Annotated in this window: 15 protein-coding genes; 11 read left to right on the top strand and 4 right to left on the bottom strand. The window is 43.2% G+C overall.

Going from position 1 to position 22,100, the window contains the following annotated elements; translation table 11 throughout:
* The first annotated feature begins 11 nt into the window (after positions 1–11).
* The 9 genes from R8806_RS07640 to R8806_RS07600 all read left to right on the top strand — a co-directional run bounded on the left by R8806_RS07640 (position 12) and on the right by R8806_RS07600 (position 11,900).
* Entirely contained in the window at positions 12–1,463 is a 1,452-nt protein-coding gene (locus R8806_RS07640; protein ID WP_229782994.1) for an alginate lyase family protein, read from the top strand.
* Complete coding sequence (locus R8806_RS07635; RefSeq protein ID WP_124317085.1) at positions 1,460–2,626, top strand: glycosyltransferase family 4 protein; 1,167 nt, start codon at positions 1,460–1,462, stop codon at positions 2,624–2,626. Before R8806_RS07640 ends, R8806_RS07635 begins: the two co-directional genes overlap by 4 nt.
* An 18-nt stretch (positions 2,627–2,644) precedes the next feature.
* Positions 2,645–3,604 (top strand): NAD-dependent epimerase/dehydratase family protein, encoded by a 960-nt coding sequence (locus tag R8806_RS07630; protein ID WP_124317084.1) that lies wholly within the window; start codon positions 2,645–2,647, stop codon positions 3,602–3,604.
* A gap of 101 nt (positions 3,605–3,705) precedes the next feature.
* Positions 3,706–4,659, top strand: coding sequence for an MraY family glycosyltransferase (locus R8806_RS07625; protein WP_124317089.1), 954 nt, complete (start codon positions 3,706–3,708; stop codon positions 4,657–4,659).
* A 184-nt stretch (positions 4,660–4,843) separates the two neighbouring features.
* Positions 4,844–5,971 (top strand): ATP-binding protein, encoded by a 1,128-nt coding sequence (locus R8806_RS07620; protein WP_124317083.1) that lies wholly within the window; start codon positions 4,844–4,846, stop codon positions 5,969–5,971.
* An 88-nt stretch (positions 5,972–6,059) separates the two neighbouring features.
* The gene (locus R8806_RS07615; protein WP_221230339.1) at positions 6,060–6,806 is read left to right on the top strand and encodes a biotin--[acetyl-CoA-carboxylase] ligase; all 747 of its coding nucleotides are present in this window, start codon (positions 6,060–6,062) and stop codon (positions 6,804–6,806) included.
* Between the two features lie 92 nt (positions 6,807–6,898).
* The gene (locus R8806_RS07610; RefSeq protein ID WP_151412157.1) at positions 6,899–8,731 is read left to right on the top strand and encodes a DNA topoisomerase IV subunit B; all 1,833 of its coding nucleotides are present in this window, start codon (positions 6,899–6,901) and stop codon (positions 8,729–8,731) included.
* 64 nt (positions 8,732–8,795) lie between these two features.
* Positions 8,796–11,426 carry a DNA gyrase/topoisomerase IV subunit A gene (locus R8806_RS07605; RefSeq protein WP_124317367.1) on the top strand — a complete coding sequence of 877 codons (2,631 nt, stop codon included), beginning with the start codon at positions 8,796–8,798 and terminating at the stop codon, positions 11,424–11,426.
* Positions 11,427–11,900 carry a shikimate kinase gene (locus R8806_RS07600; protein ID WP_244980145.1) on the top strand — a complete coding sequence of 158 codons (474 nt, stop codon included), beginning with the start codon at positions 11,427–11,429 and terminating at the stop codon, positions 11,898–11,900.
* 191 nt (positions 11,901–12,091) lie between these two features.
* Here the strand turns inward: R8806_RS07600 and R8806_RS07595 are convergent, their stop codons facing one another.
* Positions 12,092–14,923, bottom strand: coding sequence for a PD-(D/E)XK nuclease family protein (locus R8806_RS07595; RefSeq protein ID WP_124317368.1), 2,832 nt, complete (start codon positions 14,921–14,923; stop codon positions 12,092–12,094).
* 64 nt (positions 14,924–14,987) lie between these two features.
* Here R8806_RS07595 and R8806_RS07590 point away from each other — a divergent pair, with 64 nt between their 5' ends.
* Both R8806_RS07590 and R8806_RS07585 read left to right on the top strand, forming a co-directional pair.
* Positions 14,988–15,554, top strand: coding sequence for a nitroreductase family protein (locus R8806_RS07590; RefSeq protein WP_124317369.1), 567 nt, complete (start codon positions 14,988–14,990; stop codon positions 15,552–15,554).
* Positions 15,555–15,591: 37 nt separating this feature from the next.
* A complete protein-coding gene (locus R8806_RS07585) occupies positions 15,592–16,167 on the top strand; it encodes a fumarylacetoacetate hydrolase family protein (RefSeq protein WP_124317370.1) in 576 nt (191 codons plus the stop codon).
* A 42-nt stretch (positions 16,168–16,209) separates the two neighbouring features.
* On the opposite strand, the gene R8806_RS07580 is transcribed toward R8806_RS07585, so the two are convergent.
* The 3 genes from R8806_RS07580 to R8806_RS07570 form a co-directional block, all read right to left on the bottom strand.
* Entirely contained in the window at positions 16,210–17,886 is a 1,677-nt protein-coding gene (locus R8806_RS07580; protein ID WP_151412158.1) for an AMP-binding protein, read from the bottom strand.
* 232 nt (positions 17,887–18,118) lie between these two features.
* Positions 18,119–19,582, bottom strand: a complete 1,464-nt coding sequence (locus R8806_RS07575; protein ID WP_151412159.1) for an aminoacyl-histidine dipeptidase — start codon at positions 19,580–19,582, stop codon at positions 18,119–18,121.
* A 256-nt stretch (positions 19,583–19,838) separates the two neighbouring features.
* Positions 19,839–22,043 (bottom strand): S9 family peptidase, encoded by a 2,205-nt coding sequence (locus R8806_RS07570; protein ID WP_124317270.1) that lies wholly within the window; start codon positions 22,041–22,043, stop codon positions 19,839–19,841.
* Between the last annotated feature and the right edge of the window lie 57 nt (positions 22,044–22,100).

The following is a 22,100-nucleotide window of genomic DNA, read 5'->3' as shown; positions in this document are numbered from 1 at the left end:
TTCCACAAAATTTGCAATCATTAGATACGACTCCTGATAGGCAAATATTGAATTTTGTACCGTCGATCCCGAATGAAATCACGTATTTAGGTGACAATACTTTTCAATTTTTAAATTTGCAGAAATCTTTTGGTGAGCAAGTTGATTGGGAATTTGTTGAGTTGGGAAGATTGTGGGGATATAATTTGAACTATTTTGAGTTTTTGAATCAAAAAGGTATAGACGTGAGGGAAGGGGAAAAATTGATTCAAGATTTCATTCAACATCTTCCGAAAGCCAGGATGGGGATGGAGCCTTACCCTTTGTCATTAAGGTCTATAAATTGGATTCGTTTTTTGTCGTGTAATGGTATAAATGATGTCGACATTGATGCTGTTTTATATGCTCAATTGAAATTGTTAATCCATAAACTTGAATATCATTTGTTAGGAAACCATTTGTTGGAAAATGGTTTTGCATTATTATTCGGGGCTTATTATTTTAATGATCCGGTTTTCTATAAAAAGGCAAAAGCGATACTGATACCGGAATTGCAGGAACAGGTGTTGGGTGATGGAGGGCATTTTGAGAGGAGTCCAATGTATCATTGTATCATGTTATATCGGGTGTTAGATTGCTATAATTTAGTGCGTAATAATGCTTTGTTCGGAAGGGAGTTGGAAGATATTCTGAAAGAAAGAGCAGAGGTTATGTTGGGGTGGTTGGAAGAAGTTGTTTATAGTAATGGGAGGATTCCACTACTGAATGATGCAGCTGTGGGAATAGCTCCGACTGCCAAGGAATTAATTGAATATAGCCAACGATTAGGGATATTTTGTGGTAAAAAAGTGAGGTTGAAAGAGTCCGGGTATCGGAAGGTTCGATGGGGAAAGTTCGAGTTGTTTATTGATGTAGGGGAAGTTGGACCGGATTATCAACCAGGGCATGCACATGCGGATACATTTAGTTTTGAGTTATATATCAATGGACGGCCTGTCATTGTCGATACCGGAACTTCCACGTACGAGGTAAATAATTCTCGTTTTTATGAAAGAAGTACAGCGGCTCATAATACGGTGGTTATATCCGGACAAAATTCCAGTCAGGTTTGGGCGGGACATCGTGTGGCTCGACGGGCAAGGGTTAAAGTCCTTTGTGATGAAGAAGAACGTGTTATTGCCGTGCATGATGGCTATAAACGTTTGGGATGTTTACATACCCGCAAAGTGGAAAAGATGAAAGAACATCTCCGGATTGTTGATGAAATTGATTGTGAGGGGGTGGCTTATTTACATTTTATGCCGAAAGAGGATATTGTTTTAGATGGAGACAGGCTCATGGGACCGGATTATTGTATAGAGCTCAAAGGAGCACGTGAGATTGAACCATTCACGTCTATGTACGCTCCGGAATTTAATAAAAGAGAAGAACGACGAAGCTTCCGTATTTCTTTTGACAGGAGGCTAGAGACTATTATACAATGAAAATTTTATTCTTAACTTTTTATTTTGAACCGGATCTTTGTGCCGGATCATTTCGTAATACACCGTTATTTCGAGAGTTATTACGCCAGATGAATGAGAAAGATTGGATTCATGTGATTACGACACAGCCAAATCGTTATCAGTCTTTTCATGTCGAGGGGCAAGCGAGGGAAATTGATGATAATTATAGGATAGATCGGATTTATATCCCAGAACATAAGAGTGGCTTTGTTGATCAAGCTCGTTCTTTTCGGGTGTTTTATAAAGAAGCGTTGCGATTGGCGGGAAAAGAGCGTTATGATTTGGTGTATGCTTCTTCTTCAAGATTGTTTACTGCTTTTTTAGGTAGAAGAATTGCGGGAAAACAGGGTATCCCTTTGTATTTGGATATACGAGATATTTTCGTTGATACGATCAAGGATATATTCAAGGGGAGGAAGATGATCCGGATTCCGGCCGGGATTTGTTTTGAATGGATTGAACGGTATACATTTTCGGGGGCAAAGCATATTAATTTAGTTTCGGAAGGATTTAAAACGTATTTCGAAAAATATAGTAAGCCTGTTTATTCGTATTTTACGAATGGAATAGATGATATTTTTCTTGATGTCCCGAAGTCTAAGCGGCAAGCTGCTGAAGTGAAAGTTATTACTTATGCCGGAAATATCGGGAGTGGACAAGGATTAGAAAAGGTAATCCCAATGGCAGCTAAAAAATTAGGAGATCGCTATTTTTTCAGGATTATCGGGGATGGTGGAATTAAGACATTGTTGAAAGATAGAATAAAAGAATTGGGAGTTCATAATGTGGAGTTGTTAGATCCGGTGTCAAGAGAAAAATTGATAGGATATTATAATGATTCTGATTTTCTGTTTTTACATTTGAATGATTTGGAGGCATTTAAAAAAGTACTTCCGTCAAAATTGTTTGAATATGCAGCATTTGACAAGCCTATTATAGCGGGTGTTGGTGGGTATGCTAGTCAGTTTATTCGAGAGAATTTGAGTAATTATATATTGTTTGCACCAACTGATATTGAGAGTATGGTGGAACAAATATTGAAATTTGACAGAGGGAATCAAGAACAGGGTGATTTTGTTAACAAGTTTGCCCGAAAAAATATAATGAAAGAGATGGCACGTTCTATTCTTGAGTGTCGTTAGTTTTATTGGTGTATATTTATGAATATTCTTATTACAGGAATCCACGGTTTCGTGGGTTCTAATCTTGTGTTGTCCTTAAAAGAGCGGCATGTTCTTTATGGTTTGGATATTGTTGCCCCGGAAAAAGAGGGGGTAATGAGGACGTATTCGTGGGAAGAATTGGAGGGGATAGAGGGAATAGATGCGATTGTTCATTTGGCGGGGAAGGCGCATGATACGAAAAATGAGGCGTTGGCGGAGACGTATTTTACGATAAATACGGGATTGACACAGAAGGTATTTGATTTTTTCATGAAGTCTTCGGCGAAGAAGTTTATTTTCTTTAGTTCGGTGAAGGCGGCAGCGGATTTTGTGGTGGGGGATAAGTTGACGGAGGAGGTAATCCCGACACCGAAGGGGCCTTACGGGGAGAGTAAGATTGCGGCGGAGAATTACATCCTTGAACAGTTGAAAGTTGAGAATGGAGAATTGAAACTGCAGGAGAAGCAGGTGTATATTTTGCGGCCTTGCATGATTCATGGGCCGGGGAATAAGGGAAACTTGAATTTGCTGTATAGTGTGGTGAAGAAAGGGTTACCGTGGCCGTTGGGAGATTTTGAGAATAGGAGGTCGTTTACTTCAGTGGATAATCTTTGTTACGTGGTGAATGGGTTGATTGAAAAAGAGGTACCGTCAGGGATTTATCACATGGCGGATGATGAGGCGTTGTCGACGAACGAGTTGATCCGGGAGATGTGTGAGGTGATGGGGAAGAAGGCGCATATTTGGCGGATGAATAAGGGGTTGATGAAGGAGTGTGCCGGGTTGGGGACTTTGTTACGTTTGCCATTGAATTTGGAGCGGTTGAAGAAATTGACGGAGAATTATGTTGTCTCGAATGAGAAGATCAAGCGGGCATTGGGTATTGAGCGGATGCCGGTGACAGCCGTGGAGGGGTTGAGGAAGACGATAAGGTCGTTTACGAATTGTAAATTTTAGATTTTAAATTGGGTGATTTTCGATTAGCTGATTGTTGAATTGCAGGATCGTTCAATCTCGAGATACTTTTATCTTTTAGTTTTTAACTTTTAGTTTCCATGTTGTATTATTGGGTGGTTTTTGTGGTGCTACTGGGGGTAGAGTTGCTCTATTTCCGGGTGGCGGACTATTTTAATATTATTGATAAACCGAACGAGAGAAGTTCTCACACGAGGATTACGTTGCGGGGAGGGGGGATTGTGTTTTACATGGGGGTGTTGGTTTATTTTATTGCTAGTGAGTTTAGTTTTCCGTGGTTTATGTTGGGGTTGACATTGATAGCCGGGGTGAGTTTTGTAGATGATGTGCGGTCCGTGACGCAGCGGGTGAGGCTGGTAGTGCATTTTGTGGCGATGCTATTGATGTTTTACCAGTGGGGAATGGTGTCATTGCCTTGGTGGTACGTGGTGGTGGCTTTGGTCGTCTGCACGGGGATCATTAATGCTTATAATTTCATGGATGGAATTAACGGGATCACGGGGGGATATAGTTTGGTGGTGTTGGGAGGATTGGCGTACGTGAATGGATGGGGTGTTCCTTTTGTTGACGAGAAGATGATTTACACGATGATGGTGGCGGTGTTGGTGTTTGATGGGTTTAATTTCAGGCGGAAAGCGAAGTGCTTTGCCGGGGATGTGGGAGCGGTGAGCATTGCTTTCGTGATTTTGTTTTTATTGGGGCGGTTGATTTTGGAAACGGGAGATTGGAGTTATATTATATTTTTGGCGGTTTACGGGGTGGATAGTGTACTGACAATCATACATCGGTTGATGTTACACGAGAATATCGAGTTACCGCATCGGAAGCATATGTACCAGTTGATGGCGAACGAGTTGAAGATTCCTCACGTGGTGGTTTCTTTGGTGTATATGGGGGTGCAAGCCGTGATAGTAGCGGTTTATCTGGCAATGCCGGGGATACATTATGCCTGTTTGGGAGGAAGTGTTGCCGTATTGGGGATAGGGTACGTGTTGTTTATGAGAAAGTATTTCAAGTTACACTTGGTCGTGAAGTGATTTGAAATTTTGTATAAAGAATTGAGCCTCGGAAATTCCGGGGCTTTTTTGTTTATAAATACGATGAAATTCGAGGTGATTCCGAAAAAGTTGAAGAATTTTTGGAATTGATTCCGAAAAAGTTGAAGAATTTTTGGAATTGATTCCGAAAAAGTTGTATTTTTGGAGAAAATATAGAGCAATTATGATCAAACGGAAGTTACGGGATATTATAGAAAAGAGGCTTTTTGATGGTAAGGCGATATTGTTAATGGGCCCTAGACAGGTTGGGAAAACAACTTTATTGAAAGAGCTTTTTGAAGGTCGGGAGGATGTTATGTGGCTAAATGGCGATGAGTTGGATGTACAGGCGTTGTTTGAAGGGGTTTCGGCAACTCGTTTAAAGGCAATGTTTGGTCGTAAAAAAATAATCATTATTGATGAAGCTCAACGAATTCCTAATATAGGTTTACGTTTGAAGTTGGTGACAGACCAAATAAAAGATGTACAATTGATCGCTACAGGAAGTTCTGCATTTGAATTGGCGACCAAAACGGGAGAACCTTTGACCGGGAGAAAATGGGAGTACAAGATGTACCCGCTCTCTTTTGGCGAGATGGTAGATGAGCATGGATTACTAGATGAGAAAAGAATGATCCCGCATCGTCTGATCTTTGGTTATTATCCGGAAGTCGTGATGCGTCCGGGAGAAGAACGGGAGATTTTAAGATTATTGTCTGATAGTTATTTGTATAAAGATGTATTGATGTCGGATCAAATCAACAAGCCTGATAGTCTGGTCAAATTGTTACAGGCTCTTGCCTTTCAGGTAGGTAGCCAAGTTTCTTATAATGAATTGGCTCAATTGTGTAGCTTGGATTCAAAAACGGTGGAGAAATATGTTATTTTATTAGAACAGTCTTATGTTATTTTCAGGTTGAATTCTTTTAGTCGAAACTTAAGAAATGAGCTGAAAACCAGTAAGAAAATATACTTCTATGATAACGGTATCAGGAATGCTTTAATTGCCAATTTTAATCAAATTGAGGGACGAGCTGATCGGGGTGCTTTGTGGGAGAATTTTTTAATATCAGAAAGGAAAAAGTTTTTGGAGTATAATCGTTTGTGGGGCAATTCATGGTTTTGGCGAACAAAAGAACAAAAAGAAATTGATTTGGTTGAGGAACGAGATGGAAAAATAACAGGATATGAATTTAAATGGAATCCTGATCAGAAAGTGAAAATTCCTCGTTTGTTTTTAGATTCATACGAAAATAGCGACTTCCAAGTGATACATCGGAATAATTGTGATTCGTTTTTGCTCGAATATTGAGGGGGAATGACACGGATGTGTGTTGCACAAGGTTGTGCAATTAGGTGGAAAAAGTTACTTTTGGCTTGAAAAAACAAATGTGGTAAGTATGATACAAGAATATCAAGTTAGCGGTTTTCGGGTGAGGGAATACGAGGAGTTGGAGTCCACGAACACGGAAGCAGAACGTGTGGGGTGGAGCGAGTTGGAAGATAAGATGGTGATTTTGACGTATAGGCAGACACAAGGTCGGGGACAAGTGGGGAATCATTGGGAGAGCGAGCCGGGGAAGAATATATCCATGACGGTGGTGTTTAAGCCGCGGGAGTTACTGGCGGGGCAACAGTTTGCCGTGTCGATGGTGATTGCTTTGGGGGCTTGTGATTTTATTTCCCGTTACGTGAGCGGGTGTTCCGTGAAGTGGCCGAATGATATTTACGTGGGGGATCGGAAGATTTCCGGGATATTGATCGAACATTCCATCATGGGGCGTTACGTGGGAGGTTCTTTGTGCGGTATCGGAGTGAATATTAATCAGGAACGTTTCTTGTCGGATGCTCCGAATCCGGTTTCCTTGTTTCAGTTGATCGGGGAGGAAATTCCCGTGAAGCGTGCGTTGGAGGAGTTGCTGGATTGTATTGGAAAGCGATATGAAACAATACGGGATTACGAGGGGATGGAACGTGATTTTTTGAAGGTGTTGTACCGTCGGGAGGGAGTGTATGATTGGGAAGATGAACGGGGAATGTTCCGGGCATCGATTCGGGGGGTAAACGAGTTCGGACAGCTGGTGTTGGAGGACGTGGAGGGGAATGAGCGGGTATATGGCTTTAAGGAAATCTCCTATAAATTTTAGATTTATGATTTACGATTTATGATTTTAAATTTTAGATTTTAGATTTTAAATTGCGGAGTTTTGATTATTTTTGTGCAAAACATGGATAACTTATGGTAGAGAACTATTCGGAAGATTCTATTCGGACGCTGGACTGGAGGGAACATATACGCTTGCGCCCCGGTATGTATATCGGAAAATTGGGGGACGGAGCGGCAATGGACGATGGAATATACATACTGGTTAAAGAGGTGGTGGATAATAGTATTGACGAGTTCGCGATGGGAGCGGGGAGCGAGATTATTATCAAGGTAGAGGAACGGACAGTTTCGGTACGGGATTTCGGACGAGGAATTCCGTTGGGTAAATTGATTGACGTGGCATCGAAGATGAACACGGGTGCCAAGTATGATTCCGAGGCTTTCAAAAAATCCGTGGGATTGAACGGTGTCGGTATAAAAGCCGTGAACGCTCTTTCCGAGAGTTTTATCATCCAGTCCTTCCGGGACGGGGAGACGAAACGGGTGCGATTCAACAAAGCGCTGATCGTGGAAGATCAGGAGGTGGTCCCGACCACGGAACCGAATGGTACGCTGGTGACTTTCATTGCGGACAAGGAGCTGTTCGGTAATTATCATTACATCATGGATTACCTGGAGGCCATGTTCAAGAATTACGTGTTCCTGAATTCCGGGTTGACTATCAATTTCAACGGTCAGAAATTACATTCCAAGAGAGGGTTGTATGACTTGTTGTCAGAGAATATGAGTGGGGAGGGGTTGTACCCGATCATTCATTTGAGGGGAAATGATATTGAGATGGCAATGACACACGGACGGCAGTACGGGGAGGAGTACTACTCTTTCGTGAACGGTCAGCACACGACGCAGGGAGGTACGCACTTGATTGCTTTCCGGGAGGCCGTGGTGAAGACGATCCGTGATTTTTACAAGAAAGATTTTGATTTGGCCGATATTCGTACTTCGATTATCGCAGCGATCAGCATAAAAGTACAGGAACCGATGTTCGAGTCGCAGACGAAGACAAAGTTAGGTTCTAAAGATATAGCCCCGGAGGGGCCTTCGGTGCGTAATTTTATTTTTGATTTCGTGACGAAGGAGCTGGATAATTACCTGCACCGGAATCCGGACACGGCAGAGTTGTTATTGCGCAAGATTGTCGAGACGGAAAAGGAGCGGAAAGCGATGTCCGGTATCCAGAAGATCGCGAGAGAACGAGCCAAGCAGGTAAGCTTGCACAACCGGAAGTTGCGGGATTGTCGGGTGCATTTCAATTCCAACCATGAACGGAAGACTGAATCGTCGATATTCATTACCGAGGGGGATTCTGCCAGTGGGTCTATCACAAAGTCGCGGGACGTGAACACGCAGGCCGTGTTCAGTTTGCGGGGTAAACCGTTAAATTCCTACGGGTTGACCAAGAAGATCGTGTACGAAAACGAGGAGTTCAATCTTTTGCAGGCAGCGTTGAATATCGAGAATGGAATAGAAGAATTACGTTATAATAATATCATTATTGCCACGGATGCGGATGTGGACGGGATGCACATACGATTGTTGTTGTTGACATTCTTTTTACAGTTTTTCCCGGATGTGGTACGGTCAGGACATTTGTATATTTTGCAGACCCCGTTGTTCCGGGTGCGGAATAAGAAGGAGACACGCTATTGTTACTCTGATGCAGAACGGGAAAAAGCGATCAAGCAGTTGGGGCCGAAACCGGAGATCACGCGATTTAAAGGTTTGGGAGAGATTTCCCCGGACGAGTTCGGTGGGTTTATCGGGAAAGACATCCGTTTAGAACCGGTACGCATGACAAAGCAAGACCCGATTGGTACGATCCTATCCTATTACATGGGAAAGAACACGAACGAGCGGCAGGATTTTATTATAGATAATTTGTACGTGGAGAAGGATGAAATCTAACCATTTTATGATTTTAGATTTTAAATTTTAGGTTTTAGATTGCAATTTTCAATTTTCAATTAATATGAGCGAGGAAATAGAGAACGGGGAAGTAGAGAATGTGGAGCCGGAGCAACAGGAAGAAAACGGCCGGGTGCGGTCGATTCAGCATTTGTCGGGAATGTTCGAGAAGTGGTTCTTGGATTATGCTTCCTATGTGATTCTGGAACGTGCGGTGCCTTACGTGAACGACGGGTTAAAACCTGTGCAGCGTCGTATATTACACGCGATGAAGGAGATGGATGACGGGCGGTTTAACAAGGTGGCCAATATCGTGGGGAGTACGATGGCTTATCACCCGCATGGAGATGCCTCAATCAAGGATGCGTTGGTGCAGTTGGGACAGAAGAACCTGTTGGTGGATTGTCAGGGAAACTGGGGAAATATCCTGACAGGAGATGATGCGGCTGCCGGACGTTATATCGAGGCACGTCTTTCGAAATTCGCTTTGGAGGTGGCTTTTAACCCGAAGACAACGAACTGGAAGCTGTCGTACGACGGTCGGAAAAGAGAGCCGGTGACGTTGCCCGTGAAGTTCCCGTTGTTGTTGGCGCAAGGGGTGGAAGGTATTGCCGTGGGATTGGCCTCGAAGATCTTGCCGCACAATTTCAACGAGTTGCTGGATGCCTGTATCGCTTATTTGAAAAATGAAGATTTTGTTTTATATCCGGATTTTCCGACGGGGGGAATGATCGACGTGTCGAAATATAATGACGGGTTGCGCGGGGGAGTGGTGAAAATTCGGGCCAAGATAGAGAAAGACGCCGGGAATAAGATCTTGCGAATCACGGAGATCCCATTCGGGCGGACGACTTCGGCTTTGATCGATTCGATTCTGAAGGCGAACGAGAAGGGAAAGATCAAGATCAAGAAAATTGATGATAACACGGCAGCAACGGCCGAGATTTTGGTATATCTGGCTGCGGGTGTTTCTTCCGACAAGACGATAGATGCTTTGTATGCCTGTACGGATTGCGAGTTGTCGGTTTCTCCGAACTCGTGCGTGATCGAGAATGATAAGCCGATTTTCATGCCGATTACCGATATTTTACGGAAATCGGTGGACGAAACGGTGGCCTTGTTGTTGTTGGAGTTGAAGATCAAGCTGGGCGAGTTGGAGACGGATTGGCAATATTCATCTCTGGAAAAGATATTTATTGAAGAACGTATTTACAAGGATAAAGAATTCGAGGAGAGCGAGTCGATTGATCAGGTGGTGGTTCACGTGCGGAAACGCCTGGAACCGTTCTTGCCAGAATTGATTCGTCCGGTGACGGATGACGATATAAAGCTCTTGTTGGAGATCAAGATGAAACGAATCTTGAAGTTCAACTCGGAACAGGCTGAGAATTATATTAAGGGATTGGAAGAGGAGATTGCGCGGGTGAAATTTGACATCGAGCATATCATTCCTTACTCGATCAATTATTACGAAAATATCAAGAAAAAGTACGGTAAAGGGCGGGAACGACTCACGGAAATTCGGAATTTCGAGAATATCGAGGCGACGAAGGTTGTGGTGGCAAACGAAAAGTTGTACATCAACCGGGAGGAAGGTTTTATCGGTACGGCCTTGAAGAAGGATGAGTTTATCTGCGAGTGTTCGGATATTGACGACGTGATCGTGTTCCGGAAGGATGGTACGTATTACGTGACCAAGGTGGCGGATAAGTTGTTCGTGGGAAAAGACGTGCTGTACGTGAATGTGTTCAAGAAGAATGATAAGCGCACGATATATAACGTGGCCTACCGGGATGGTAAGGTGGGACCGTCTTACGTGAAACGTTTCTTCGTGACGGGAACGACCCGCGATAAGCAATATAACTTGACGAAAGGTACGCAGGGATCACGGGTGCTGTATTTCAGTGCAAACCCGAACGGGGAGGCCGAGGTGATCAAGGTATGCTTGAAACCAAAACCGGGCATGAAGAAACTGGTGTTCGAGTATGATTTTGCAGGTTTGGCGATTAAGGGACGCGACTCGCAGGGAAACGTGTTGAGTAAGAATGATATTCACAAAATTTCGCTGGTACAGAAAGGAGCATCTACGTTGGGTGGTCGGAAAATATGGATTGACGAGGATGTATTGCGGTTGAATACTGACGGGCGTGGTCGTTACTTGGGAGAATTCCAGGGAGAGGACCGGATTCTGGTGGTGAATAAAAACGGTACTTACTACACGACGGATTATGATTTGAGTAATCACTACGAGGAGGGATTCTCGGTGCTTGAGAAATATGAACCGGAGAAAGTCTGGTCGGCTGTTTTCTTTGATGCGGAACAGCAATTCTATTACTTGAAGCGTTTCCGTTTCGAGAATGTGGCACGTCACACGCTGTTTATCGGGGAAACGGAAGGTTCGTATCTTGTAGCCTTGAGTGGTGAAAAGCGGCCTCGGTTCGAGGTTGTGTTTGGTGGACGTTACGAAAGTCGTCCGGCTGAGGTGATTGTTGCAGATGAGTTTATTGCCGAGAAATCGTACAAGGCTCGCGGAAAGCGGGTGACGACTTACGAGGTAAAACAGATCAGCGAGATCGAGCCTTTGGATAGCGGTGAGGAGGAAAGCGAGGAAACGGCTTCGACCGACATTGATTTCGAGATTACGAACCCGGATATGCTGAGTGACGAGACGCAGATGAAGTTGGATTTTGAATAAATGCCGGAAGTGAAAAGTATGAAGTACTTTATCGTGGGATATATGGCGAGTGGCAAGTCCACGTTCGGGAAGGAATTGGCCAAAGATAAAGGACTTCCTTTTCTGGATCTGGACGAGAGTGTCGAGAGCAGAGAGGGACGGTCGATTTCGGAGATTTTTGCCAAGGAGGGGGAGGAGTATTTCCGGAAGAGGGAACGGGAGATCTTGCATGAGATATGTAACGAGACGGATGAATTTGTGCTGGCCACGGGAGGGGGAACACCTTGTTTCTTTGACAATATGGACTATATGAACCAAGAGGGAACGACTGTTTTCTTGAACACGTCATCTCTTGTTATTGTCGATCGTTTGAAACGGCAACGCTCTAATCGGCCTTTGTTGGCGATGTATTCCGATAATGAGTTGGAGTTTTTTGTCCGGGAACATCTGGAATCCCGGCTTCCTTTTTATTTGAAAGCAAAAGAACAGATATAGAACCTGTGTCACGTGAGAGTTCGGGGCGTGTTTATTGGGAAATAAGCCCGTACGTGGCAACTAAAGACGTGTACCCTACCCATCATATTCGATCAGCTCAAGTGGCTTTGAAACGGAGGAAAATGGAGAGAGAAACGTCCATCCCGACTTATTTCCCGCCGAACTCTTTTCGGAATGATCCCAACTTTCTTTTATTTCCGTTTACAGATTTCGTTGTACGAGCAAGTACGGCACTTTTCCGGTAATTCCGTTTGCGTGAACGGTACTTCGGGTGAAAAGAGTTTTTCCAATAATTGCACGAGTAGATCTTGAAATTCCGGTTCGTATGGTTTAAAGCGATGAATCGGTTCTTTGTTACACTTCAACAGATAGCTGTAATTCGGTGTGAAAAGCAACTTCGTGCTGTATATTCCCGGAAGAATCGGGTCTGTACCCGGATTTTCGTACTCGTACATCATGCAATAGAGCAAGGTTTGGAAAGCCGCTTTATTTCGCTGTTTATTGTTTGAATCAAAGATGGACGGCAGGTCTTTAAGATCGGTTTTGTCGGCTCCGGTTTTGTAGTCTATGACACGGGTTCCTTGGGCGACCCGGTCAACCCGGTCGATGTCTCCTTCCACGTAGATCACGGTGGGCTGGTCAAAAGCGGAAATCGTGACGGGCATACGATATTTTCTTTCCATGGAAATGATGTGGAAAGGACATAACGTTTTATCAAATTCGAAAACCTTCTTCACGTATTTTTTCACGACAGATAGTACAAGGTCATTGGCCCCGCTTTCCAGCATTTTGGACACAGTCGTGTCGTATAACTTTTCGTAGGCAGTCTGAATGTGTTGTTCTATCAGTGAATCGTTTTTCGTCAAGGCATCGAGACCTTCTGCCGTGATCTCCCCGTCGGGGAAAGTTTGGTAGAGAGATTGTGTACTTTGATGGAAAATAGTCCCTAACAGGCGGTGATCCAACTCTTCGGCCATCTCTTCTTTCTCCTTGATCCGGGCGATATATTTGAAATAAAATTTCAGGTGACACTCCATGTACGTGTTGAGCGCGGATGGCGAGATGCCCCGTTCGTTTTCATCCGTGTAGCTTTTCAGTTGCTTTAAAATCGACGGATTTTTAGGGATGGAAATGGTCGGGTTGTCCTGAACCGATATTTTGTTTTGGAAATGGACTTCTCGGATGGGTAGTCCCGATTCGTATTTTATCTGGTAAAGGAAACGACTCATCTCGCCGCTACTCATGCCTTTCGTGACATCAGTGTACAATAGTTTGATGTTTTTAGCCCGTTGCAAGAGGCGGTAAAAGTAATAGGCGAAAAGGGCATCCATGTGTTCCGGAGTTGGTAATCCGAATCCCAGTCGCAGGTTGTAGGGGATAAATGACGAGGCGTGTCCGCCTTTCGGTAGAATTCCCTCGTTGGCGGACAGGATAATCAGGTTTTTGAAATCCAGCATACGGGTTTCCATCAATCCCATGATCTGCATTCCTTCTAGCGGCTCTCCGGAGAATGGGATGGACACACCTTGTAATATCTTGTGAATAATTTGCAGGTAAAACTTATTGTCCGGGATAATATTTTCTTCGATAAAGGTATTTTTAATGCCTTGAATCGTCGTGAAAATCGTGAATAGAAATTCCTTTTCGATGGCTAGTCCTTCATGGCTTTCGGGCTGTATGGAAGCAATCAGTTGTTTCAAAATGCGCAACAGGTAATCGAGTAAGTTCTCTTCCGACGAGGAGAATATGGTTCGTGTGATTTCGCTGAATTGAAGACTTTTTTCTGCCACGTACACGATATTGTTCGTGTTAATGTAATTCGTGATCTTGGGAATATCTTCCGAACAGGAACTTTTTATTAGTTTATGGTTCAACAGGGCGATGACTGGTTTGTAGTAATAATGGGTCATTTCTCCCTCTTTCTTGGCATAATGCTTTAAATCTCCCAGCATGGCAATCAAGGCGGCAATAGACGTGTTCTGTGCCGGATACCCCATCGTGATGTTGATTTTGTCGATCGTGTCGGGAATAGAATGAATGACCGGGGTGAGTAGGCTTTCGTCGCAAAGGACGATGGCCGTGTCCGTGTATGAATCCTGCCGTTCCGGATGGATTTGTTCAATCAGTGTCGGGATCAGTTTGGCCTGTCCGATGGTTGAGGGAACAGAGATGTACTCGATGGCTTTATCGTTGTACCTGAAGTTGTTGAAATGTTCCAGTCCCAGGGCATTGGGGAACAGTTTCATGTTCTCCCGGATATAAAGGCCTGCCTCGTGGTTGTCGTTTGCCGAATAGTACAAGTCGTAATCCCAGTAGAAGAGGGCTTGTCGGTTGTCCCGAAAATAGGAAAATATCCGTTTCTCGCATTGGTTTAAGGCATTGAATCCGGCAAATATCAGTTGACGATCCGTGTGATGTTGGGAGAGTTGTTCGCAGAATAGACGTTGTCCCATACCTTCGTAGCACAAGTTTTCATCGAGTAGTTTTGCCTTAAAACGAGTGTAGGTCGGGTAGAGTTTATCCCATACGTTTAGAAATTCCTGTTGTTCCCGACTGTATTTTTCCGAGTTGAAACTCCGCCAGAAACTTTGAATAAACTCCACCTGTTCCGGGGTAAGGTAGGGGAAGGCGGATTCAATTTCCCTCAATGCCGTGATGTTGGAAAAGAGGTCTTTGGCGTCCACGAGATATTTGTCTATGTCATCGAAATCCCCAAGTAACATATTGCCCCAAAAATAGAAATCGTCAAAACGTTCGGTCGTTCCGGCATATTCTTGATAGGTCTTGTAAAGTTTGATGATAAGAGTCAGTTCTTCGGCTTTTTTCAGTCCGGTCTGGCGTTCTATGAATTCGCTCAACGTCAGAATCTCCGGCATCCACACGGGACGATCAATCAGTTGGGCCAGTTCTTGAGCTAAGAATAGTCCGGCTCGTTTGTTCGGGAACAGAATGCTCAGGTTGTCAAAATTGTGGCCATATTTCTGAATCAGATCTTTTGCCAGGAGATGAAGAAACGAATTCATATTTTATTACTATTTTTGTTTCGGAACAAATTTACAATTTAATCATTAGATTCAATATAGATTTATGCTGAAAGAACTGTTATTAAAAAATAGAAGTTACCGTCGTTTTGTTCAGAACGTTCGGATCACACGGGAGGAATTGGCGGAATTGGTCGGACTGACTCGGTATTGTGCTTCGGGAAGAAACGCACAGGCGTTGAAATACAAGGTGGTGGCGGATGCCGATTTGTGTGGTAAGGTGTTTCCTAATTTAGCATGGGCTGGCTATCTAAAAGATTGGGACGGTCCGAAAGAGGGAGAACGCCCGGCAGCTTATTTGATCCAATTGTTGGATACTTCTATCGTGGAGAACTGTTTGTGTGATGACGGGATTCAAGCACAGACTATATTGTTGGGAGCCGTGGAGAAAGGATATGGCGGTTGTATTATCAAGGCTTTCAAGAACGAGTCGTTGCGAGAGGTGTTGCAATTGCCGGAGCATTTGAAGATTATGTATGTTATCGCTTTGGGTAGACCAAAGGAAACGGTGGTGTTGGAAGAGATGAAAGACGGTGATTACAAGTACTGGCGGGAAACGGACGGATCGCACCACGTGCCGAAACGGGCTTTGGACGAATTGGTGATTCTATGATCATTGAAGGTTTGATTCTAAATTTGGGATTGTAAAAATGAAATTACTTTGTGTGGAGTATAATGAGGCGGGTGAGGTTGCCTATAATGTCATTGGCGATAATGCCCTCCTGCGAAACAATGATGATTTCTATATTCCGGCTTTTGCCACCGAGTTGAGTTGTGTACCGCAAATAGTATTACGGGTTGGGAAGATCGGAAAACACGTGGCCGAACGTTTTGCCGGACGGTATTACGAGGAGGTGGGAGTCGGAATCCGTTTCTATGCGGATAATCTGGAAAGAGAATTGTTGGCGGCTTCTTTGTCTCCTACGGCGGCAATGGCTTTTGATTCTTCGGCGGCAATTTCACCGATGAAATCATTGGTGGACGTCTCGCTGGGAGATATGATCTTTTTATTTGAATTGAACGGTGAGAGCGTTCTCACACGTAAAGTTTGTGAGATTTCGCAAAAACCGGAGAAGACACTTGCAGCAATGTCTGAGTATTATATGTTGAAAATAGGAGACTTCTTGTTTTGTGGGGGTGTTTTTCGACAAAGGAATTTATCAATAGGAGATCACCTTCGGGTGCTTTTAGACGGGGAATGTTTGCTGGACTTTCAGGTAAAATGATAGAAATAAAAAATCGGGTTCCTAAAAACCCGATTTTTTTTATTATTTGCAATACAAGAAACGTTTGATCTTGTGAGTGGGTGTCTTTTCAAAAGGTTCATGTTGTACGAGTACAAGTTGTAGTTTTGAGAAGTTGTTTACCCGGGCGTTCACGTAATCCCGTAGTTCTTGTTTTTGTTCTTCAATGTAGTCGTTGATTTTTTCCTTATAGTTTCCGGCTTGGTCTTTCAATTTCTGGTACTGTTTTTCAAGTTCTTCCATGTTAAAATGAACCATGGCAACCAGTTTGCCGCTATTTTCCACTACGAGGGATTCGTTCACGAAACGGAAATTGTTAATGATAGATTCGATTTCTTCCGGGTAGATGTTTTCTCCGGATGCACCGAGAATCATGGTTTTGATTCTTCCGCGGATAGCTAATCTATTTTTCTTGTCGAAAGAACCCAAGTCTCCGGTTTTAAACCAACCGTCTTCTGTGAAGGTTTCTGCGGTAAGTTCCGGACGTTTGTAGTATCCTTTCATCACGTTAGGACCTTTGATCCAGATTTCACCTTGTCCGCTCTTGTCGGGATCGTTGATTTTAATTTGTACACCTTCCATGACGGGACCTACTCCTTGAAGGAATGTCTGTGATGGGTTGGAACCTGCAGCCATAGGAGCTGTTTCCGTAAGTCCGTAACCGATAGCATAGGGAAATTTAGCTTCCCGAAGGAATTGCTCTACGGTACCATCCAGTTTAGAACCACCGATTCCGAAGAATTTTAGTTCCCCACCAAAGGTTTCCATTAGTTTCTTTCCTGCCAATCGGTTGAATAATTTACGAGCCGGAGCGAATCGGTAGAGCTTGCTCATCAATTTCGAACTGGTGAATTTAGGCAACACTTGCGACTTGTAAATTTTCTCTATAATCAAGGGTACGGATAAAACTACCGTGGGACGGATTTTCTGCATTGCCGGAACAAGTAATTTTGGGGTCGGTACTCGATCCAGGTAATATACTTGTGCTCCGAACATCAAAGGTAACAAAAGTCCCAGTGTGTTTTCGTAAGTATGTGCCATGGGCAGAATACTTAGGAAACGGTAGGTTTCGTCTACAGGTTGGATAGTACGACACTGACGTGCATCCCATACCAAGTTTTTGTGTGTTAAGACTACTCCTTTCGAAAATCCTGTTGTACCGGAGGTGTAAATGATTGATGCAATGTCCTCTTCTTCAATTGAAACTTCGGGAAGAGGGGTTGTATTATTCAAATTAATATCCGGGACCAATTTATCCAAGTCTTCCGGTTGGTAGCATCCTTCCGGCATGGTGGCAAAGTTATTGATCAGGATTTTATGCTCAAGGAATGGTGTTTTTACTCCTTCCAAACATTTTGCCAGTAGGCGGGAAACGAAGATCACTTTTACCTCCGCATGTTCCAATATATTCTGGAGTTCTGTAGAACAGAATCCCGGTAAGATCGGTACGGCAATGGCTCCAATGTTTGCGATGGCGAATTGGGTGATTCCCCAGTTCGGCATATTCGCACTTAAAATGGCAACCTTGTCTCCTTTCTTTACACCTAAATGAAGTAAGTGGTTAGCAATAGATACGACCTCGTTATATAAATCTTGGTAAGTTTTTTTTCCGCTTGCGACAAAATTTAAAGATAAATTTTTTGAAAACTTGGAACAACTATTTTTCAAGAGTTCCGGTAGTGTCAATTTCTTTAAAGTCATGTTTTAATAATATGAATTTTCCATACAAAGATAATACAGAAAACAACACGATGTGGTTAAAATATTTAAAAATAGAGTAAATGGCTTGAAAGTGAGGGAAAATTGAAACAATTTCTAGTGTTTTACGTATCGGCAAGACTTGATTTATTTGAGGGGTCCGGCTTTTTATTCTTTTCGGGAAAAATGAGAAAAAAATAGACTCCGATAACGCCATCGGAGTCTATTTTTATTATTATTTCGTAGGAATTGCAGCTAATGTAGCTTTCAAGAATTCCCAGAATTTACTTACTGATTCGATGTTCACTTTCTCGTCCGGAGAGTGAGGAGAACTGATGGTCGGTCCGAAAGAAATCATGTCCCAATGTGGGTAGGCAGATCCTAGGATACCACATTCTAATCCGGCATGGATAGCCATGATTGCCGGTTTCTTACCGTATAATTTCATGTAAACTTCTTCCATTTCTTTGCGGATAGCTGAATCCGGATTCGGTTTCCATCCCGGGTATTCTCCGGTAAAGTTGATCTTGCTTGCTTCTGCCAGTTCAAATACAGATGCTACTACTTGAGCTAACGATGTTTTTGCGGTTTCAACAGAAGAACGCATTAACATGTAGATTTCGATCTTTCCTTCTCCACCTTTCACGATAGCCAAATTGTTGGATGTTTCAACCGTGTCCGGCATGGAATCGATCATTCTCATGGCACCATTCGGGCAAGCCTTGATGGCGTTAATCAGGTTGTATTGTACTTTTACCGGCATCACGTTTTGTGGAAGAGCTGTTTCTTCTGCAAAGAAAGTGAGATTCGGTTCTTTAGCGCTTAATTCAGCTTTAAATATTCCCTCGTATTCTTTTACTTTAGCAAGGAATTTGTCTGCATTAGCAGCCGGAACAGTTACGATTCCGAAAGCTTCACGCGGGATTGCGTTTCTCATGTTTCCTCCGGATACGGAAGAAAGACGAAGGTCTAATTCTTTGCTGACTGCTTTCAAGAAACGGAAATATAATTTGTTGGCGTTTCCTCTACCCAAGTTGATGTCCATTCCGGAGTGACCTCCTTTTAATCCTTTCAATGATAATTGGAATGCTTTATGTCCTGCAGGAACGGCTTCGGGAGTGTAGTCGAACGCGATCTCTCCATCAATACCTCCAGCGCAACCAACATACAATTCGCCTTCTGTTTCAGAGTCAAGATTTAACAAGATGTCTCCTTTTAACCAGTTGTGGCGGATGCCGTTTGCTCCATCCATTCCGGTTTCTTCGGTAGCCGTGATTAACACTTCAACCGGACCGTGAGGAATATCTTTTGATAATAGAATAGCCATTCCGGTGGCAACACCGATACCGTTGTCTGCTCCAAGAGTGGTTCCGTCTGCTGTTACCCATTCCCCGTCGATATATGCTTCAATAGGATCTTTGGTGAAGTCGTGTTGTTTGTCTTCATTTTTTTGAGGAACCATGTCCAAGTGACCTTGCAGGATAACTCCCTTGCGGTTTTCCATTCCCGGGGTTGCCGGTTTGCTTAATAATATGTTGTTAGCCTCGTCCATTTCAGCATGGATTCCGTTTTCTTTTGCCCAATTCATAATGAATTCTCTGGCTTTTTCTTCATGGTTTGACGGACGTGGAACTTGAGTTAGTTTATAAAAGTTTTCCCAGATAGCTTTGGGTTCTAACGTACAGATACATTTACTCATAACGTTTTTATTTTTTAATTTATGATTTAAGATTTCAGCTTAGTTATCCCGGAGATAATTACGCTGAGATCATGTTTATTTCTATCGTTTGCAAGATATAAAAAAAACAGATAAGTTGTGATCGAATCACAACTTATCTGTTTTTTTTGTTTCAGGTTGGTAAGTTACAAGTTACAGGTTCTTGACGTGCAAGCGTTGACGTTAAACCTGTAACTTGTAACCTGCCAACCTGTAGCTTGAATCAACATTTGAAATTTTATTTCAAATGTTGATTCAAGTAGTTCACAAATTTAGTGTATAACTGTAACCGGGTGTAACCACCGTATATGCTATGGTTACGGTTGGTGTAAATCTGCATATCGAATTGTTTGTTTGCCTGTACGAGAGCCTCGGATAATTCGTAAGTGTTTTGCACGTGTACGTTGTCATCCGCAGTTCCGTGGCATAACAATAAGTTTCCTTTTAAGTGTTTTACCCAGTTGATCGGGGAGTTGTCATTGTATCCGGAAGGATTATCCTGCGGGCGTCTCATGAAGCGTTCCGTATAGATGGAATCGTAGAATCCCCAGTGAGTAACGGGAGCAACGGCGATAGCCGTGGAGAACACGTCGTTCCCTTTCATAAGGCAAAGTGATGACATGAATCCGCCAAAGCTCCAACCCCAGATACCTACTTTTTGTGCATCGATGTAAGATTGTCCGGCAAGCCATTTTGCGGCAGCGATCATATCGTCGCTTTCGATTTTTCCGAGTTGCATATAGGTACATTTGCGGAATTCTTCCCCTCTGGCAGCCGTTCCGCGAGGATCGATGCAAGCCACGATATAACCTTCTTGTGCGAGGTATTGTGTCCAATCCATGCCCCAGCTATTGCTTACTTGCTGAGAGTTCGGCCCACTGTATTGGATGATTAATAACGGGTAAGCTTTTGATGCGTCAAAATTCACGGGTTTCATGAGCCATGCATTTAACATGGTCGTTCCGTCTGCTGCCGGGATTTGAATGAATTCTTTTTTGGCAACATTGTAATCTGCCAGTTTCGTTTTCAACGCGGCATTGTCTTCCAGCGTGCGAACAGCTTTACCGTTTGCCGCGTACAGGGTATACACGTGAGGCATATCCGCGTTAGATACTATATTAATATAGTATTTGAATGATTTACTGAATTCTGCTTCATTCCATCCTTTTGTCGGAGTGAGTTTCTTCTTCTTACCCTTCAAGTCAATAGAGTAGATATATTTTTCCAAAGGAGATTCTTCGTGAGAGGCGTAGTAATAAAGTTTTTTTACCGGATCGTACCCGTAGAAATCAACCACGTCGTATTTACCGGAAGTGATCGGCTGAATTTCTTTACCGCTCATGGCATACAAGTAGAGGTGAGAATAACCACTTTTTTCACTACTCATGATGAAATGTTGCCCGTCTTCCATGAAGATCAAGTTGTCCAAGTTGCTTTCCGCGATATAATATTTATTTTCTTCCCGGTAAAGCACGGTTGTACTTCCCACGCGGGCATTGGCCAACAGGATTTCCAGTTGATTCTGGAAACGGTTCAGTTTCATGATAGCTAATCTTTTCGGATCTTTTGTCCATTTGATACGAGGTATGTAAATATCTGCCTCTTCACCAATATTCATTGGGGTGGTGACACGATCTTTAATGTCGTAAACGTGGACGCTCACGATCGAATTGGCTTCCCCGGCTTTCGGGTATTTATAGGAATAGTTCGAGGGATAAAGGGCATTTTGTTCGTATGCCGGATATTGTCCTCTGAACATATTCATGTGGTAAGTCTTCACGGCTGATTCGTCAAATTTGATGAATGCGAGGGCAGATCCGTCGGGGGCCCACTCGAAGGCTTTGTTGAACCCGAATTCCTCTTCATATACCCAGTCGGGTGCTCCGTTAATGATTTCGTTAAATTTCCCATCAAAGGTGATTTGAATTTCGGAACCGAAACGTAAGTCCGCGATAAAGATGTTGTTGTCTCTCACGAATGCCACTTTCGTTCCGGTAGGAGAGAAGGTTGCCAAACGTTGAGAACCACCTTCCGATAAAGGTTTTAATTCCTTATTTTTAAAATCGAATACGAAGTAGTCTGCCGTGAATGAACGACGGTAGATCGGATTTATATTCGTGCAAATCAGAATCCGGTCTTCTTCCGGGCTGAATTCGTAATCTTGGATAGTCTGAACAGCTTTGTACTTGGGATCGTTCAAGTCTAGTAAAGTGCTTACGGCTTTCCCGGTTTTGTAACTATACATGACCAGCTTTTTGCCTTTGTCTTCCAACACGGTATAGTGTTCCCCGTCATTTAGCGAACGGAGGCCTGAAACACCTTGTGTCCTGAACGTGTAGGTCAAGTTAAAATCTTCCAGAGTGAATTTTTTGCCCTTGTTTTGAGCGTTTCCGGGTAGGGCAAACCCCACGATAAACATACATACAATTAACTTGTAAAACATCCTCATGACAATTATTTTTTGTTTTTTTAATTTGGACCAAAGATATAAATAATTTTA

It is taken from the genome of Butyricimonas faecihominis, assembly GCF_033096445.1.
GTDB lineage: Bacteria > Bacteroidota > Bacteroidia > Bacteroidales > Marinifilaceae > Butyricimonas > Butyricimonas faecihominis.
This window is presented reverse-complemented; position numbering and strand designations above follow the sequence as displayed.

Excerpts from the sequence above, each read along its gene's own strand:
- R8806_RS07575 (WP_151412159.1), bottom strand. The coding sequence starts at position 19,582 with ATGAGTAAATGTATCTGTACGTTAGAACCCAAAGCTATCTGGGAAAAC.
- R8806_RS07590 (WP_124317369.1), top strand. The coding sequence starts at position 14,988 with ATGCTGAAAGAACTGTTATTAAAAAATAGAAGTTACCGTCGTTTTGTT.
- R8806_RS07630 (WP_124317084.1), top strand. The coding sequence starts at position 2,645 with ATGAATATTCTTATTACAGGAATCCACGGTTTCGTGGGTTCTAATCTT.
- R8806_RS07635 (WP_124317085.1), top strand. The coding sequence starts at position 1,460 with ATGAAAATTTTATTCTTAACTTTTTATTTTGAACCGGATCTTTGTGCC.
- R8806_RS07595 (WP_124317368.1), bottom strand. The coding sequence starts at position 14,923 with ATGAATTCGTTTCTTCATCTCCTGGCAAAAGATCTGATTCAGAAATAT.
- R8806_RS07615 (WP_221230339.1), top strand. The coding sequence starts at position 6,060 with ATGATACAAGAATATCAAGTTAGCGGTTTTCGGGTGAGGGAATACGAG.
- R8806_RS07600 (WP_244980145.1), top strand. The coding sequence starts at position 11,427 with ATGCCGGAAGTGAAAAGTATGAAGTACTTTATCGTGGGATATATGGCG.
- R8806_RS07620 (WP_124317083.1), top strand. The coding sequence starts at position 4,844 with ATGATCAAACGGAAGTTACGGGATATTATAGAAAAGAGGCTTTTTGAT.
- R8806_RS07570 (WP_124317270.1), bottom strand. The coding sequence starts at position 22,043 with ATGTTTTACAAGTTAATTGTATGTATGTTTATCGTGGGGTTTGCCCTA.
- R8806_RS07605 (WP_124317367.1), top strand. The coding sequence starts at position 8,796 with ATGAGCGAGGAAATAGAGAACGGGGAAGTAGAGAATGTGGAGCCGGAG.
- R8806_RS07580 (WP_151412158.1), bottom strand. The coding sequence starts at position 17,886 with ATGACTTTAAAGAAATTGACACTACCGGAACTCTTGAAAAATAGTTGT.
- R8806_RS07585 (WP_124317370.1), top strand. The coding sequence starts at position 15,592 with ATGAAATTACTTTGTGTGGAGTATAATGAGGCGGGTGAGGTTGCCTAT.
- R8806_RS07610 (WP_151412157.1), top strand. The coding sequence starts at position 6,899 with ATGGTAGAGAACTATTCGGAAGATTCTATTCGGACGCTGGACTGGAGG.